The organism is Erwinia sp. V71 (assembly GCF_965644245.1).
Lineage (GTDB): Bacteria > Pseudomonadota > Gammaproteobacteria > Enterobacterales > Enterobacteriaceae > Erwinia.
Genome location: NZ_CBFFRK010000112.1, coordinates 1 through 14,500, shown reverse-complemented (window position 1 = coordinate 14,500; position 14,500 = coordinate 1). Strand labels below are relative to the sequence as shown.

General features: G+C 58.4%; 15 protein-coding genes and 1 pseudogene. 4 read left to right on the top strand and 12 right to left on the bottom strand.

Annotated elements, in window-relative coordinates; translation table 11 throughout:
* Positions 1 to 94 precede the first annotated feature (94 nt).
* A complete protein-coding gene (locus tag ACSZO1_RS17990; RefSeq protein ID WP_437615058.1) occupies positions 95 to 331 on the bottom strand; it encodes a hypothetical protein in 237 nt (78 codons plus the stop codon).
* Between the two features lie 704 nt (positions 332 to 1,035).
* Between ACSZO1_RS17990 and ACSZO1_RS17985 the strand changes: the two genes are divergently transcribed.
* Positions 1,036 to 1,218, top strand: a complete 183-nt coding sequence (locus ACSZO1_RS17985) for a hypothetical protein (RefSeq protein ID WP_437615056.1) — start codon at positions 1,036 to 1,038, stop codon at positions 1,216 to 1,218.
* Positions 1,219 to 1,253: 35 nt separating this feature from the next.
* Here the strand turns inward: ACSZO1_RS17985 and ACSZO1_RS17980 are convergent, their stop codons facing one another.
* From ACSZO1_RS17980 to ACSZO1_RS17955, 6 genes are all read right to left on the bottom strand, one after another.
* On the bottom strand, positions 1,254 to 1,919 hold the full coding sequence (locus tag ACSZO1_RS17980; RefSeq protein WP_437615063.1) for an ABC transporter ATP-binding protein: 666 nt from the start codon (positions 1,917 to 1,919) through the stop codon (positions 1,254 to 1,256).
* Positions 1,912 to 2,760: an ABC transporter ATP-binding protein gene (locus tag ACSZO1_RS17975; RefSeq protein ID WP_437615054.1), complete on the bottom strand. Its 849-nt coding sequence runs from the start codon at positions 2,758 to 2,760 to the stop codon at positions 1,912 to 1,914. The genes ACSZO1_RS17980 and ACSZO1_RS17975 overlap by 8 nt, the downstream gene beginning before the upstream one ends.
* Complete coding sequence (locus tag ACSZO1_RS17970; protein ID WP_437615052.1) at positions 2,750 to 3,610, bottom strand: ABC transporter permease; 861 nt, start codon at positions 3,608 to 3,610, stop codon at positions 2,750 to 2,752. Before ACSZO1_RS17970 ends, ACSZO1_RS17975 begins: the two co-directional genes overlap by 11 nt.
* On the bottom strand, positions 3,607 to 4,659 hold the full coding sequence (locus ACSZO1_RS17965; protein ID WP_437615050.1) for an ABC transporter permease: 1,053 nt from the start codon (positions 4,657 to 4,659) through the stop codon (positions 3,607 to 3,609). The genes ACSZO1_RS17970 and ACSZO1_RS17965 overlap by 4 nt, the downstream gene beginning before the upstream one ends.
* A complete protein-coding gene (locus ACSZO1_RS17960; protein ID WP_437615048.1) occupies positions 4,659 to 6,227 on the bottom strand; it encodes an ABC transporter substrate-binding protein in 1,569 nt (522 codons plus the stop codon). The genes ACSZO1_RS17965 and ACSZO1_RS17960 overlap by 1 nt, the downstream gene beginning before the upstream one ends.
* Before the next feature lie 119 nt (positions 6,228 to 6,346).
* Positions 6,347 to 7,012 (bottom strand): CPBP family intramembrane glutamic endopeptidase, encoded by a 666-nt coding sequence (locus ACSZO1_RS17955; RefSeq protein ID WP_437615060.1) that lies wholly within the window; start codon positions 7,010 to 7,012, stop codon positions 6,347 to 6,349.
* Between the two features lie 362 nt (positions 7,013 to 7,374).
* Between ACSZO1_RS17955 and ACSZO1_RS17950 the strand changes: the two genes are divergently transcribed.
* Positions 7,375 to 7,671: an I78 family peptidase inhibitor gene (locus ACSZO1_RS17950; RefSeq protein WP_437615047.1), complete on the top strand. Its 297-nt coding sequence runs from the start codon at positions 7,375 to 7,377 to the stop codon at positions 7,669 to 7,671.
* 149 nt (positions 7,672 to 7,820) lie between these two features.
* On the opposite strand, the gene ACSZO1_RS17945 is transcribed toward ACSZO1_RS17950, so the two are convergent.
* The 5 genes from ACSZO1_RS17945 to ACSZO1_RS17925 all read right to left on the bottom strand — a co-directional run bounded on the left by ACSZO1_RS17945 (position 7,821) and on the right by ACSZO1_RS17925 (position 13,031).
* Positions 7,821 to 9,572 carry an ABC transporter permease subunit gene (locus tag ACSZO1_RS17945; RefSeq protein WP_437615045.1) on the bottom strand — a complete coding sequence of 584 codons (1,752 nt, stop codon included), beginning with the start codon at positions 9,570 to 9,572 and terminating at the stop codon, positions 7,821 to 7,823.
* Positions 9,572 to 11,059 carry an ABC transporter substrate-binding protein gene (locus ACSZO1_RS17940; RefSeq protein WP_437615043.1) on the bottom strand — a complete coding sequence of 496 codons (1,488 nt, stop codon included), beginning with the start codon at positions 11,057 to 11,059 and terminating at the stop codon, positions 9,572 to 9,574. The genes ACSZO1_RS17945 and ACSZO1_RS17940 overlap by 1 nt, the downstream gene beginning before the upstream one ends.
* Positions 11,060 to 11,078: 19 nt before the next feature.
* A complete protein-coding gene (locus tag ACSZO1_RS17935) occupies positions 11,079 to 11,849 on the bottom strand; it encodes an ABC transporter ATP-binding protein (protein WP_437615041.1) in 771 nt (256 codons plus the stop codon).
* Positions 11,849 to 12,685: an ATP-binding cassette domain-containing protein gene (locus tag ACSZO1_RS17930; protein ID WP_437615039.1), complete on the bottom strand. Its 837-nt coding sequence runs from the start codon at positions 12,683 to 12,685 to the stop codon at positions 11,849 to 11,851. Before ACSZO1_RS17930 ends, ACSZO1_RS17935 begins: the two co-directional genes overlap by 1 nt.
* 97 nt (positions 12,686 to 12,782) lie before the next feature.
* A complete protein-coding gene (locus ACSZO1_RS17925) occupies positions 12,783 to 13,031 on the bottom strand; it encodes a biofilm development regulator YmgB/AriR family protein (RefSeq protein ID WP_437615037.1) in 249 nt (82 codons plus the stop codon).
* A 442-nt stretch (positions 13,032 to 13,473) separates the two neighbouring features.
* Here ACSZO1_RS17925 and cspE point away from each other — a divergent pair, with 442 nt between their 5' ends.
* Together cspE and ACSZO1_RS17915 are read left to right on the top strand one after the other, a co-directional pair.
* The gene (cspE, locus tag ACSZO1_RS17920; protein ID WP_437615035.1) at positions 13,474 to 13,686 is read left to right on the top strand and encodes a transcription antiterminator/RNA stability regulator CspE; all 213 of its coding nucleotides are present in this window, start codon (positions 13,474 to 13,476) and stop codon (positions 13,684 to 13,686) included.
* 224 nt (positions 13,687 to 13,910) lie between these two features.
* A pseudogene (locus ACSZO1_RS17915) lies at positions 13,911 to 14,423 on the top strand (MFS transporter); the annotation flags it as partial.
* Between the last annotated feature and the right edge of the window lie 77 nt (positions 14,424 to 14,500).

Here is a 14,500-nt window from a genome sequence, read left to right as displayed (position 1 = left end):
ACAGCTCAGCTAAGGTAAGGCTAATACAGCTAAGGACTCCACTGAACCCCACCGATTAAATCGCACCTTCCTTAACAGTAGCTTAATGCCGGATTCAGGCCCTGTTCATTTCGACGGTTATTTCCGGCTCACATTTTTCCTGCGGCTTAACAATACGGTACTCGGCTTTGCCTTTATGGACATAGATGCAGGCCCGGCCCATATCGCCGCCGTCCTGTTCCTGCGACAGAGAGATGGTGACCGTTTCTGCTGCTGCGCTGAACGCAAGAAGTAATCCGGCGATGGGCAAGGCGAGCAGGCTGGTTGTGTGCCATACCTGAAGGCGTTTCATGTCTGCTTCCTTTAAATCTGTCTGAGTGGTGCCCTGGCTGCGACGGCCAGGCGATCATTAATATCACTTTAACTATTTTCGGCACTATAAGGTTAAAAAAGATTCCGGATAATTCCGAACCTTTAATCCTGGTATTGCCCGGTCGATCACGATTTTGGAATCTTTTTGCACTTTCTGCACAGTTATCTGACGCCATTGCGGCGTAAATCAGCAATCTACTCTACGTCCAATAATTATTAAATGAAATCCAAATCTCATTCCAGTACGGAAAAATTCGGTTTTTAAGAAGTTTCTGGAAAATAACTCAGGAATAAACGAACAGTTATTGTTGGCTAATGGTGCTATGTTGAAAGGGCGTTAAACCTACAGGAGGCGATTATTACCCGGACATCAAGTGGGCGTGATTGTACGACGTGGCGGTTTAGTGTCGATGAGAGCGCCAATCCTTATCTCCGTGGGGCATGGTTCCCCGCGTAATCAGGCGCTGATAACAGCGTTGTGACTGCACGATATCGCCAGCGGCGACGGCAGTTATTTCCTCAAAGCCCGCCCTGCGCGGGCTTTCGCTTTTCTGCATCAGTATCCCTGTTTGTGCCCGACCGCCTGGTTTTAATCCGCCCGTTACTGCGATGCAGCAAAAAGGGTAACGGCCGTTTGCTAAACTTGTTACAGTTACCGTTTACTCTTTATTTGCCGGGAATATTATGACGACCGAAATTGCACACTCATCGAGCAGCCCTAAGCAGGCTGCATTGCAGCTGGTTATTGAACTGGTGCGTGCGGGGAAACTCAGCCCAATGCAGGGCGATGCTTCCAATATGATTTCCATCTACGAGCAGTTTAAAGCGCACTTCGAAGCCGACAAATCCGACTCCGTCATCTCCTGATGCGCACGGCGCGGATTTAACGCCGCGCCATCCTTTCAGCCAACGATTCTGCCCTGTGCCATCTGTGCGGCACGGTCACACATATGGTCGATAACGTCAGGATCGTGGCTGACCAGCACCATGGTCAGATTATCCTGACGTTTTAACTCATTCAGCAGGTTGAGAATTTCTGCCTGTACCGACATATCCAGCGCCGAGGTCGGCTCATCCAGCAGCAGAATTTTCGGCTCCAGCAGCAGGGCGCGCACAATGGCGACGCGCTGGCGCTGCCCGCCGGAGAGCTGATGCGGATAGCGATCCGCCATCGCCGGGTCGAGTCCCACATGACGGAAGCCGTCATCAATACGCTGATCGATATCTTTTACCTTCAGCATTTTCAGCGGCTCGGCCAGCGTGCGGCGCAGGCGATGGCGCGGATGCAGCGACGCATACGGGTCCTGAAACACCATCTGCACATCACGGCGCAGCGTGCCGGTAAACTCTTTGCCTGGCACCGCCTGATGCCCGGCGAGGCGCATATTGCCCTGCCAGTGCGAGTTGAGCCCGGCCATTACCCACAGCAGCGACGATTTACCGCAGCCAGACGGCCCGACCAGACCAAAGCACTCCCCGGTCTCAATCGACAGCGACACATCATGCACCACGGTGCGCAGATCGTAACCGTGACGGTGCGCCACGCTGAGCTGTTGCAGTTCAATCATGCTCACGATGGGCCTCCAGAGCGGCGCGATCCAGTACCGGCAGCGGCTGGCCGTGGGTGGCTTTCCCCGGACGGCAGGACCACAGGGTACGGGTGTAAGGATGCGTCGCGCGCGGCAGTTCAGCGGCGGGCAGGTTGTCGAGCACTTCGCCTTTGTACATCACCATCACGCGTTCACAATGTTCTGACACCTGCTGCAGGTCGTGGCTGATCAGCAGCAGACCCATATTGCGTTGCTCCACCAGCCGGCGGATCAGCGCCAGCACCTGATCGCGCATCGCGTGATCCAGTGCAGAAGTCGGTTCATCGGCAATCAGGAACTGCGGATCGGTAATCAGCGCAATCCCCAGCATCACGCGCTGTCCCATGCCGCCGGAGAGCTGATGCGGATAACGATCCACCAGCTGTGCCGGCTGCGTCAGGCCGACTGCATCGAGCATATCCAGTACCTTTTCCCGCCGCGCAGCGCGGCTGAGGGACTGGTGCAGTTTCAGCGGCTCTTCCACCTGCCAGCCAATGGTGCGGGTCGGGTTTAGCGCATATTTCGGGTCCTGCATCACCATCGCCAGCTTACTGGCGCGCAGCTGCCCCCAGCGACGTTCTGTCAGGGTAAGGGCATTTTCCCCGGCGATAGTTAACTGGCGGGCCTGCACCTGTAATGACGGTGCCAGCAGCCCCATCAGTGAACGGGCGGTGAGTGATTTGCCGGAACCGGATTCTCCCACCAGCGCCACGCGCTCGCGGCCGAGGCTGAAGGAGATGTCTTTCACCAGCCGGACGCCACTGTCGAGGGCGATGGTGAGGCCATCGGCGATAATCAGCGGTGAGTGATCAGTTGGCATTGCGGGTATCCAGTCGGTCGCGCAGGCCGTCGCCTGTCAGGTTAAAGGCCAGGCTGGCGAACAGAATCGCGCCACCCGGAGCGGCGGCGACCCACCACTGGTCAAAAATCACTTTGCCGCCTTCCGCGACCATTGAGCCCCATTCCGCCGTCGGTGGCTGTACGCCCATACCGAGGAAGCCAAGACCGGCGGCGGAAAGAATAATTCCGCCAAGACTCAGTGCGGCGCGCACCACCGCGCTGGGCAGGCAGAGCGGCAGAATATGACCAAACATCAGGCGCAGACCGCGAATGCCCTGCATGCGCGCCGCGGCAAGGTAATCACTGCGACGCAGTGCCAGCGTTTCTGCACGCGCCTGACGAGCGAAGGGTGGCCAGCTGGTCAACGCCAGCGCCAGTGCGCCGTTCATCAGGCCCGGCCCCATCATCGCCACCAGCGCCAGCGCAATCACCAGGTTCGGCAGCGAAAGGAAGATATCGGTAATACGCATCAGCACGCGTTCTGTCCAGCCGCCAAGATAACCGGCGGCAATACCGACCAGCATCCCGACCGGAATGGTCAGCAGCAGGATCAGCGACACCAGCAGCAGCGTCGGGCGGGTGCCGTAAATCACGCGTGACAGCAGGTCGCGGCCAAAACCGTCGGTGCCCAGCCAGTGGCTGGCGGATGGCGGCAGCAGACGCTGCGCCATCATCTGCGCGTTCGGATCATACGGCGCCAGCAGGGGCGCAAACAGTGCGGCCAGCAGCAGGACCGCCACCAGTGTGCCGCCAATCGTCAGGGTGGTGATGCGACGGCGACGACCGCGGCGTGGCGCGACAGTTTCGGCATCAGTTACATTTTGCGTCATCGGGTTCTCGGATCGGTTAACCAGGTCAGGGCGTCAGCCAGTGCATTCAGCACGATAAAACAGCCGCCAATCAGCAGCGTCGAGCCCAGAATTGCCGGGGCATCGGAAGCAAACAACGCATTGGTCATATAGCGCCCGACGCCCGGCCAGGCAAAGACGGTTTCCGTTAATACGGAACCTTCCAGCAGCGACGCATAGGAGAGCGCCAGCACGGTAATCAGTGTTCCCGAGACATTGGGGAAAATATGCAGCAGCAAAATGCGTCCGCGTCCGGCGCCTTTGGCGCGCGCGAGGGTGACATACTCTTTACTGCTCTCTTCCAGCAGCGCGGCGCGCAGCAGACGGGTAATCGCCGCCATCGACAGCATTCCCAGCACCACTACCGGCAGCCACAAATGGGCGATAGCGTTACGGAACATCTCTGGATCGCCGCAGAGCCAGCTGTCAATCAGCACAAAACCGGTCTTTGGTTCCAGCGTATACAGGTAAATATCATCCAGCCTGCCCGGCCCGGCCGACCAGTGCAACACGGCATAAAACAGCAGCAGACCCAGCAGGCCGAGCCAGAACACCGGCACGGAATAACCCAGCAGGGAAACCAGTCGCGCAAGATTATCGACAATACTGCCTGGCTTCCACGCGGCCAGCAGCGCGAGGCTGATACCAAAGAAAGCGCCAAACAGCATCGAACAGGTTGCCAGTTCAATAGTGGCAGGGAAGGTGCGCAGCAGGTCGCTGGCAACGGACTGGCCGGTAATACGTGAGATACCGAGATCGCCACGCGCCAGGTGTTCGATATAGTGCCAGAACTGGATCAGCATCGGCTGATCGAGCCCTAAATCACGCCGTACCTGAGCATAGGTCGCTTCGCTGGCGTGATCGCCGGCAATCTGCAACACCGGATCGACCGGTGACAGATGTGACAGTATAAAGGTGAACGCCAGTAAACCGACCAGCGTCACCAGTAACGAAATCAGGCTGGTGGCGAGACGTCCGCCACCGCGCCAGAAACGCCGGGCGGACCCGGCTTGTGCAGACGATACCGTCATTACTTACTGACCTGGTTGTAGAACACCATATCCGGGTTAATCCCCTGCTGATACCCTTTCAGGTTGTCGCGCAGTGCAATCAGCTGACGCGCCTGCAGGCCAATCACAAACGGCGATTTCTGCTGCACTTCACGCTGCATTTTCTGGTACATCTCGACGCGTTTCGCATTATCGCTTTCGGCGGTTGCCGCCAGCGTCTGTTTGCTCAGCTCAGGAATATGCCAGTTGGAGCGCCATGCCAGTGTCTTGCTGCCATCTTCCGGGTTGTAGGCGAAGGCTGCTGCGTTGGTGTTCGGATCGAAATAGTCCGGGCCCCATGAGGTCAGCACGGATTCGTACTGGTGGGCTTTCACTTTGGTGGAGACTTCGCTGCTGATGCCTGGGATCAGTTCCACTTTGACGCCACCTCTGGCGAAGCTGCCCTGCAGCGCCTGAGCGATATCCAGGTACGGCGGCTGGTTGTTGACGGACAGCTTAAAGCTGACGTTGGTCAGACCCGCTTTCTGCAGAATCGCTTTCGCTTTTTCAGGATCGTAGGTGAACGGTTTGTCTTTCAGTGCACCGAGGTAGCCGTCCGGCAGGAAGGACTGGTGCACGGCGAACTGGCCTTTCAGCAGCTCGTCAGCAATACCTTTGTAGTCAAACAGATAGCGTGCTGCTTCCCACAGCGCCGGGTTTTTCAGCACTGGTGAGGCTTCGGCATTGAACTGCAGGAAATAGAGTGAGGCAATCGGCACGGCCACCGGCTTCACGCCAGGTTTGCCCTGCAGTGCGGCGATCTGATCCGCGCCCAGGTTACGGGCGATATCCGCATCGCCCTGCTCCAGCAGCAGACGACGTGCAGCAGGTTCCGGCACGTTTTTAATCAGGATATTTTTCAGCTTCGGCGCACCGCCCGGTGAGGTCGGGTTTGCCGCCAGCAGCACCACTTCATGTGGTACATATTTGCGGATCTGGAACGGACCACTGCCTGCGGAGTGCGCGCCCAGCCAGCTGTTACCGAAGTCACCATTTTTCACATTGGCACTGACCAGTTTCTCATCGACGATGGAGGAGACTGGCGCGGAGAGCAGGCTCAGAACGTACGCCGGGCTGACATTGGCGGTCCAGCTGACCTGTACATGCTGGTCATCGATTTTCTTCAGCTGAGCATCGACGTTATCTTTGTTCCAGCCCAGCTGGGTGAGGATAAAGGAGGGCTCCAGGTTCAGCTTCACCACGCGCGACAGGGAGAAGATGACATCTTCCGGGCGCACCGGGTTGCCGCTGGCGAATGTCGCGCCATCGCGCAGGGTAAAGGTCAGGCTGCGGTTATCGCTGCCCGGCTGCCATGAGCTGGCCAGCGTCGGTTTCAGATCCACCGGGTTCGCCGGGTCTGACTGCAGCAAACGCTGGTACAGGCTGTTAAAGGCCTGCACGGTCGTCAGTTCGAAGCCTTGTGCCGGGTCGAAGCTGGAGGCATCGTCGATAGACTGGGCAATCACCAGGGTGTCTGGTGGGGTAGCGGCCTGCACGGTAAACGACGCGGCCAGAGCAACTGCGAGGACTGACGGAACGAGACTTTTCATGACGTTTCCTTACCTTAGGATTTTTCGCGAGTTTAAATTAGTACCATCAGTAACAAATAGTTGATTATTCGCTATGTTTATTTCTTCTGGTTATAAGGTAATGGAACTGGTTATAAAAGTTAACTGTTTCCGCTCAGCACGGCGCTGTACAACGCGGGCAACAGTGCGAGAGTGTTATTGATCATATGCAGAAAAATGGGCAGTTTCAGGCCGCGTGAGGTCAGCCGGGCATAGCATAACAGCAAAGAGAACAGCGTCAGCAGCGCCAGAGTCTGTATATGCACATACTGCGTGTGCATCGCCGCAAACAGAATCGAGGTGAGGGTGGCGCAGGCCAGCGGACTCTTCGGTGCCCATAACAGAAAGCCCTGTAGCAGAAATCCGCGAAACAGAATCTCTTCAAATACCGGCGCCAGAATCACGGCGCTGAACAGCATCACCAGTACGGTGGTACGGCTTTGCTGCGCCTGCTGCTCCAGCCAGACTTCCGGTTGTTGCAGCCAGCTGCCCAGCACCATTAACAGCGCCAGTCCGGCAAGAAACAGCAGGGTGATGCGCAGGCGCAGTGTTCCCAGCGGAATATCGTCGCGCCGCGAGCAGTAAAAGCGATACAGGGGATAGAGGACGGCAAATTCGAACAGGCGGATCACGGGCACCAGCAGGCCACTGCTGCGTAAAGTCGCCACATTGGGAAACGAGGCGACCATCAGGGTAATCAGATAGTAAAGGGCAAAGATGCCGCCATAACACAGCGTCAGCGTGACACGGTCGGTTTTCATGTTTATCTTTTGCCCGTCAATCAGTGATGACGCAATACTATCAACCGGTTAGCAGACTGTCGAGACAGGCGCGAACGGGCCGGGTAGTGACCCGACTCGTCGCAGAATGGCAGGCTTAGCGTACGCGGATGGCAACCAGGATCATCAACGCCGCGATGCAAATAAAGATCGCGAGTTCCATGATTTCCTCCTCAGATTATTCTTAGAAAATTATAACGCGTTACTGCGTGATTTTTGAGCTATCTGTGCCACATCTGGTGTAGTGTAAAGAAGGCGCACGGATGGCTAAAAAAGCGTCCGCTCTGCCAGCGTGATCTGCTAGTCTGAGTCCAGCTGAAGTTAAAATATGTTGAAGAAGGAGTGTAAACGTGACTTTTTATCTGAAAGCACTGCCGATTGCCGCATTGATGCTGCTGGCGGGCTGCAAGACTGCCCCGCAGCATGACAGCGCAGTGACACCGATTGATCCGGATACCAGCCCTTGCGGTGCGCCGCATTATCAGAGTTATATCGGCCAGCCGCTGGCGGCAGCCAAAGCGCTGAAGCTGGATAATCCGGTGCGCGTGCTGCCGCATAACAGTGCCGCCACCATGGATTTTAATCTGCATCGCCTGAATTTTAGCGGTGACGTGAATGGCCGCATCAATCGCGTGTATTGCGGGTAAGCGTGCGGGCGCGACGACTGTCATATTGCTGCAACGACAGGCGGTTAAGTTAACCCCCTGTCTTGCAAAAGTGATCTCCTCGTCACGCTATAACAGGCAATGCTTGTCTTTTCGTACCTTCCCGCATAGTGCGGGATTTTTTTTATCTGCTAGCTGGCCTCCGCCGCGTTGCTGCGCAATGCGCGCGAACGTAGCGACAGGCTGGCGCTGGTCACCGCCAGTACTGACAGCAATACCAATGCCAGCGCCGGAGCAATCACTGCCCAGGGCGCGCGCTCGATATACGGCATGCCTTCCGCCAGCACAATGCCCCAGTCGGCTGCCGGCGGCTGCGGTCCCAGCCCGAGAAAGCCTAATCCCGCCAGCGCCAGTGCCGTGCCCGGCAGCCGCAGCATGGCGTGGCGCACTAACGGCGGCAGCAGAGGTGGCAGGATATAGCGCCAGGCGCGTCGTAACGGACCGACACCCAGCACCGGCAGAATACGGATATGCGGCTGCGCCTGAATTTCCGCCACCAGTGACGCGGTATGCGCCGCCAGCGGTGCCCATCTGACCAGCATCACTGCAATAACGGCTCCTGCCGCCGTCGGGCCGTTCAGCGCCGCAATGACCATACCGGCAATCACCGGCGGCGTGGCGTTGGCGATTTCGATCGGCCCTGCCAGCAGGCGCGGGAACAGACCGATCAGCATCCCGATCAACAGCGTAAACAGCGTCACCAGCAGCGCCAGCAGGCAGGTATGTAACGCACCCTGCGCCACACGTGCCAGCACATCGCGCCCCATCGCATCGGCACCAAACGGCAGCGACCAGCCGGGCGTTTGCAGGCGCAGCCAGTCGGAGCTAAACGCATCGCGCGGAAGACCTGCGGCAATCAGTCCCAGTAACAGCAGCAGCGACAGTAACGGCAACCACAGCGCGCGGCGGCCTGCGCCTTCCTGCACCGGTGTGGCAGGCAGTGCGCCGAACTGCAGCGCTGGCCCCAGCAGCAGACGCTGCAGCAGGGTGGCGATCACGCCCGCAGTACAACCCAGCAGCAACAGAATCAGCATGCCGGTTTGCAGCGCAGGCAAGTCACTGGCCGCAGCGGCACCGAGGGTTGCACGTCCCAGTCCCGGGATGGCGAATACTTTTTCCACCGCAATCGCGCCGCCGGTCAGTCCTGTCACCACCATCGCCAGCTGTGGCAACAGCGACGGCAGAGTACGTTTAATCACCGCCAGCGCCACGATGTGCCGCGGAATCCCCGCCGCCTGCCAGCTAATCAGCCATTTTTCCTGGAAACTGGAGCTAAGGCCATCGGAGAACAGCCGCCCCAGCAGTCCACCTGCGGGAATACCCAGCGCCAGCGCGGGCAGTACCACATGTTGCCCACTGCTCCAGCCAAAGGGTGGCAGCCAGCCGAGCCAGACCGAACCGACCAGTAACAGTAAGGCCGCCAGCAGAAATTCCGGCAGCGCGGTGAGTGCTGCTGCCAGTGAACCGGAAGGGCGACGCGCCACACCGTTTAATCCGGCGCGCATCACGGGCAGGCACAGCAGGCAGAGGATCGTCAGCGCTACCAGCAGAGCACAGCCCATCAGCGTCAGCGAGACGCCCGCCGCTTGTAGCATGCCCGGCAGCACCGGGTTACCGGAAATCCATGAGTGACCCGCATCACCCTGCAGCAGATTACCCAGCCAGTGCCACAGCAACGGGCCAGGGCCGTCGTACAGTCCCAGCGACTGGCGAATCGCCGCCAGCGTTTCCGCTGTCGCTTCCTGGTCGCCGGAACGGGCGCGCAGCAGCGCCAGCGCCGGATCGCCGCCGGACAGCCAGGGCAGAATGCCCACCAGCATCACCATGGCCGCCAGCGTGATAACACGCGACAGCAGCGGCAGCAGGGCGGAAAAATGACGCATCATGGCTCCAGATGCGTTTGCAGGCCGATCAGCCGACGCTCGCGCGGGTCGCGTTCCGCATTGCGCAGTGCCGGGGTTTCACCCTGAATCACACGTTCATGCAGCATCGGGATCGCCGCATCGCTGGCGAGAATCAGGTTTTCTGCGGCCATAATCGCTTTCCGGCGTTCTTCTCCGGCCGGGATCGCCGCGGCGCGTTGCAGTGCTTCGTCAATCGCCGGCTGGCACAGCTGGGCGATATTAAACGAACCTTTGCAGGCGAAATCGCTGTACATATAGGCGACCGGATCGCCGGAATCGAGCACGGTGGCGCGCGACAGAATAAAGGCATCAAACTTGCCTGCCAGCGCGTCCGCTTCGATATGCGCATATTCACGCACCACCTGCTTTACGGTAAAACCGGCGGCAGTCAGCTGCTGCGCCAGATAGACCGCCACTTCCGGAAGCTCTGCGCGGTCACTGAAGGTCGCCAGAGTGATCTCCTGACCCGTCGGTTTTACCGCTGCAGTTGGGTTTGCCACTGGCTGGCGCAGCTGTGCCGCCCAGGGCAGCGCCGGGCCTAACAGCCCCTGCGCGATATCGGCGCGTTTCTCATAGACGTTATCCACCAGTTGCTGACGGTTAATCGCGTCACGCACTGCTGCACGCAGCGCCGGATCGCGGAACACGCCCTGACGGTTATTCAGATACAGCGTATTGGTGCGTGGCATCGGCACTTCATGGATCTGTTCGGGTTTCAGCAACGCCGCCTGCGAGACCGGCACGGCTTCGACCAGTTCGGCGCTGTCGGTGCGCAGCGCGGCGGCGCGTGCGGCGCCGTCCGGCACAAAGCTGACATCGATGCCGCTGGCGCGCGCTTTACCGCCCCAGTAGTGGTCAAAACGGTTTAAGGTGGCGCTGCTGGTGCCTTCGACTTTGCTCAGCACAAAGGGTCCGCTGCCATTGCCAATCGGATTGACTACGCCATTCGCGCCATAGGCTTTCGCCGCCAGGATCGCCAGCTGCGGGCTGGACAGGCGTTGCGGGATCAGCGGATCGGGTGTGGCGCTGGTGATCACCACCGCATGTTCGCCATCGGCGTTAATCTCCAGCGTTACCCCGTCGAGAATGCGCGGTTTCGGCGCGGCATGGGTGGCGGCGGTCAGTGAACGAACCACGGTTTCGGCGGTCAGTTTGCTGCCATCGTGGAACTGCACGTTGTCGCGCAGCTCAAAGCGCCAGCGGCGCTCATCCAGCTGCTGCCAGCGTGTGGCCAGCCCGGGTTGCGCTTCGCCCAGCGGGTCGAGGTTCACCAGCGTTTCGGCGGTCTGCCAGCGCGACAGTTTAAACGCATCGTCGCTCAGCGGGGTCAGACCGGAACGCGGGGGTTGCAGCATCGCCACGCGAATGCGCGCATCATCAGATTGGGTTTCTTGTTTTTCAGGTTCGTTAAAGCAGCCGCTAAGCAGCAGCGGCAGGCTCAGGAGCCACAGGGCGCGAGCTTTCATTTGTCTGTAATCCCTATACTTAATTTGCCAAAGGTAAACGTGGAATGGCGTCCAGCAGTCGCCGGGTTGCCAAATGTTGTGGGTGGCGCAACAGCTGTGGGGTGGGGGCGTCTTCGACGATTTCACCGTCATGCATCACCAGCACGCGCTGGCAGAGACGGCTGACCGGCGCTAAATCGTGAGATACCACCAGCAGGCCCATCTGTTGCTGGCTGGCGATGTCCGCCAGTAACTGGCTGATCTGCTGGCGCAGCGGCAGATCGAGACCGCTGACGGGTTCATCCGCCAGCAGAAAACGCGGTTGTACCGCCATCGCGCGTGCAATGGCGACGCGCTGTGCCTGGCCGCCGGAGAGACTGGCGCAGCGACGCGTCAGTAACTGGCTGTCGAGCTGCACCTGCTCCAGTGCCTGTTGTAATTGCTGCGACGTGGGCGGGACGCCGGTCAGCTGGCGCACCGGTTCGGCAATGGCGGCAGCGACGGTAAAACGCGGGTCCAGCGTGGTGCCCGGATCCTGAGCGATATATTGCACCTGACGGCGATACCAGCGCAGTGCACGCACGGGCGCGGGTCTGACCGGATGCTGCTGACACAAGACGTCACCCGCGCTGGCATCGAGCAGCCCCAGCATCAGTTTCAGCAGGGTCGATTTGCCGCTGCCGGACGCGCCAATCAGTGCCACACGCTCTGCGGGCAGCAACTGTAATGAGATGTTGTCGACGATCGGGCGTGACAGGCCGCGCGGCTGATAGCGTAGCTGGCGGGTTTCCAGCAGCGGGAGGCTGTGCATCAGGCGATCCCCCGCAGTAAGGGTGAATCCCGTTCCAGCAGCTGTTCCGCTGCCCGCGCCGCCTTCACCAGTCGCTGACTGGCAGTGTGCTGTGGCCGTAACAGCAGCTGGCTGATGGCGACGTCTTCCACCAGCCGACCCTCTGACATCACCAGCGCCCGGCGGCATAACTGCGCGGCCAGCACCAGATCGTGGGTGATAAACAGTAACGCAGGGGCGTCCGGACGTTGCAGCAGACGCTGAAAAGCAGCGATTACCGTTTGCTGCGTGGCGACATCCAGTGCGCTGGTAGGTTCATCCGCCACAATCAGCGGGCTGCGGCTGGCCAGCGCGAGGGCGATACAAACACGTTGCCGCTGGCCGCCAGAGAGTTCCGCTGGATAGCAGCGCAGTATCCGCGGCGCATCATCGAAACCCATCTCCACCAGCAGCGCCTGCGCTTCGTCGCTGGCCTGCTGGCGCGTTAGTGAGTGTTGTGCCCGCAGTGTCAGCGTGAGTTGTTTACCGACGTTCATCAGCGGATTCAGCGCGCTGGCTGCATCCTGAAAGATTAGTGCCGCACGTGTGCCTGCGTGACGCTGACCGACCGGGCGACGTACGACGGACTCGCCATTGATCTGCAATTCACCCGTCAGTGTCGCGTGAGCGGGCAGCGCACCGACAATCGCGCTGGCGGTCAGTGACTTACCGCAGCCCGATTCACCCAGCAGGCACACCGCTTCGCCACGCTGCAGCGAGAAACTGAGCTGATGCAGCCTGGTCTGCTGCTGGATCGCGAGATCGAGGTGGGTTAGCTGCAGGAGCTTGTCTGGTGTTGGCGAAAGTGAAGTCAGCATGGTGTCACAAAAATTATGTTCGTTATGTAATAACATAACATAATGTAAAAAGATGATGCAAAATGAGTTTTCAGATCAGCTTGCGCTGGGAGAGTTGTTACTCCTGTTTTTCATCCAGCAACTGCGCCAGCAGGTTGCGGTAACCCTGCAGAAGATCTTCGTCGACTTCATGTTCCAGTTTGCCGATCACCGTGGCGATAATCGTTTTGCTGGTGGTGGGTCTGCCTGCCTGCATCAGTTCGGTCATCACCGCGGCCAGCAGTTCTGCTTCGCGCGGCGCGCGCCAGGCCGGACTGTTAAAGTAGTCGGTGATATCACGACCCGCGCTGTGGGACGGTATACGCATGATAAACCTCCGAAAAAGCGCCATCGGTCACACAACGGCACACCGATGAGATCATAAACAGGACGCACAGAATGATGATTCGGGTAACCAGAACAGTAACCCGCCCCTTGCCAGACAGCTAAACAGGTGGTGATTTTTTAAACATAGAATGCAGGGCGGAGGTTGTCAGTAACATCATGAAATATTTTTTCACCCTGCGGCTGTACCCTGCGTGCTAAGCGGCTGGGGAAAATAAACCTTGCATCTGATTTCCCCCTGTGAGTAAATGCCTCGTCGGTTTGTTAAGCAGAGCCGAATATGCGAGCAGTTTTAGTAAAGCAGTCTTCAGTTCAAGCGTTATCTTAGATATCTCTTCTTCCTGACTCCTTCCTGAGTGCCTCATAAATTCTGTAGACAAACCATTTTGCCCTGTGTGGCTTGTAATTGAATGAAGGATAGACACATGTCTAACAAAATGACTGGTTTAGTAAAATGGTTCAACGCTGAGAAAGGCTTCGGCTTCATCTCTCCAGCTGACGGCAGCAAAGATGTGTTCGTACACTTCTCTGCTATCGCGACCGATGGTTTCAAAACCCTGGAAGAAGGCCAGCAGGTTTCTTTCACCATCGAAAACGGTCAGAAAGGCCCAGCTGCAGCTAACGTGACTGTTCTGTAAGTCACCGCTGAATGCTGATAAAAACCCGCTCCGGCGGGTTTTTTGGTTTTTAAAGCATAAAGCGATGTCATAAGCCGCACGGCAGGGCGCGACAGGTGCCAGCGCGCATCACGACAGTGAAAACCTCTGAAATTATTCGATTGCCAATATTTGTCACCCGTCACATTTTACAACTTGCTAGACTCTGCCTTCCGCACTCTGTTTGAGGCTCCGCGTTGTTCGCTATGGAATCCTGGAAGGTTAACCTTATCTCCATCTGGTTTGGCTGTTTTTTTACTGGCATGGCTATCAGTCAGATCCTGCCGTTTCTCCCCTTATATATTCAGCAGTTAGGCGTTGAGTCTCATCAGGCGTTGACCCTGTGGGCCGGGCTGACCTTTAGCGTCACCTTTCTGGTCTCGGCGATCGTATCGCCGATGTGGGGCAGTCTGGCCGATCGCAAAGGGCGCAAGCTGATGCTGCTACGCGCCTCGTTCGGCATGGGCGCGGTGATCTTTCTGCAGGCGTTTGTCACCCAGGCCTGGCAGTTACTGCTGTTGCGTGCACTGATGGGGCTGACATCGAGCTATATTCCGAATGCGCTGGCGCTGGTGGCGTCACAGGTGCCGCGTGAACGCAGTGGCTGGGCGCTGAGCACCGTCTCCACTGGGCAGATTTCCGGCGTGCTGGCCGGGCCGTTACTGGGTGGTTTACTGGCGGACTGGCTGGGGCTGCGCAGTGTGTTTTTAGTCACTTCCTGAATCGCCACGGATAATCTAGACACTTCCGAGCCGTTGATAATACTGGTTTTCATATTCTATCGGTGACATCTGAT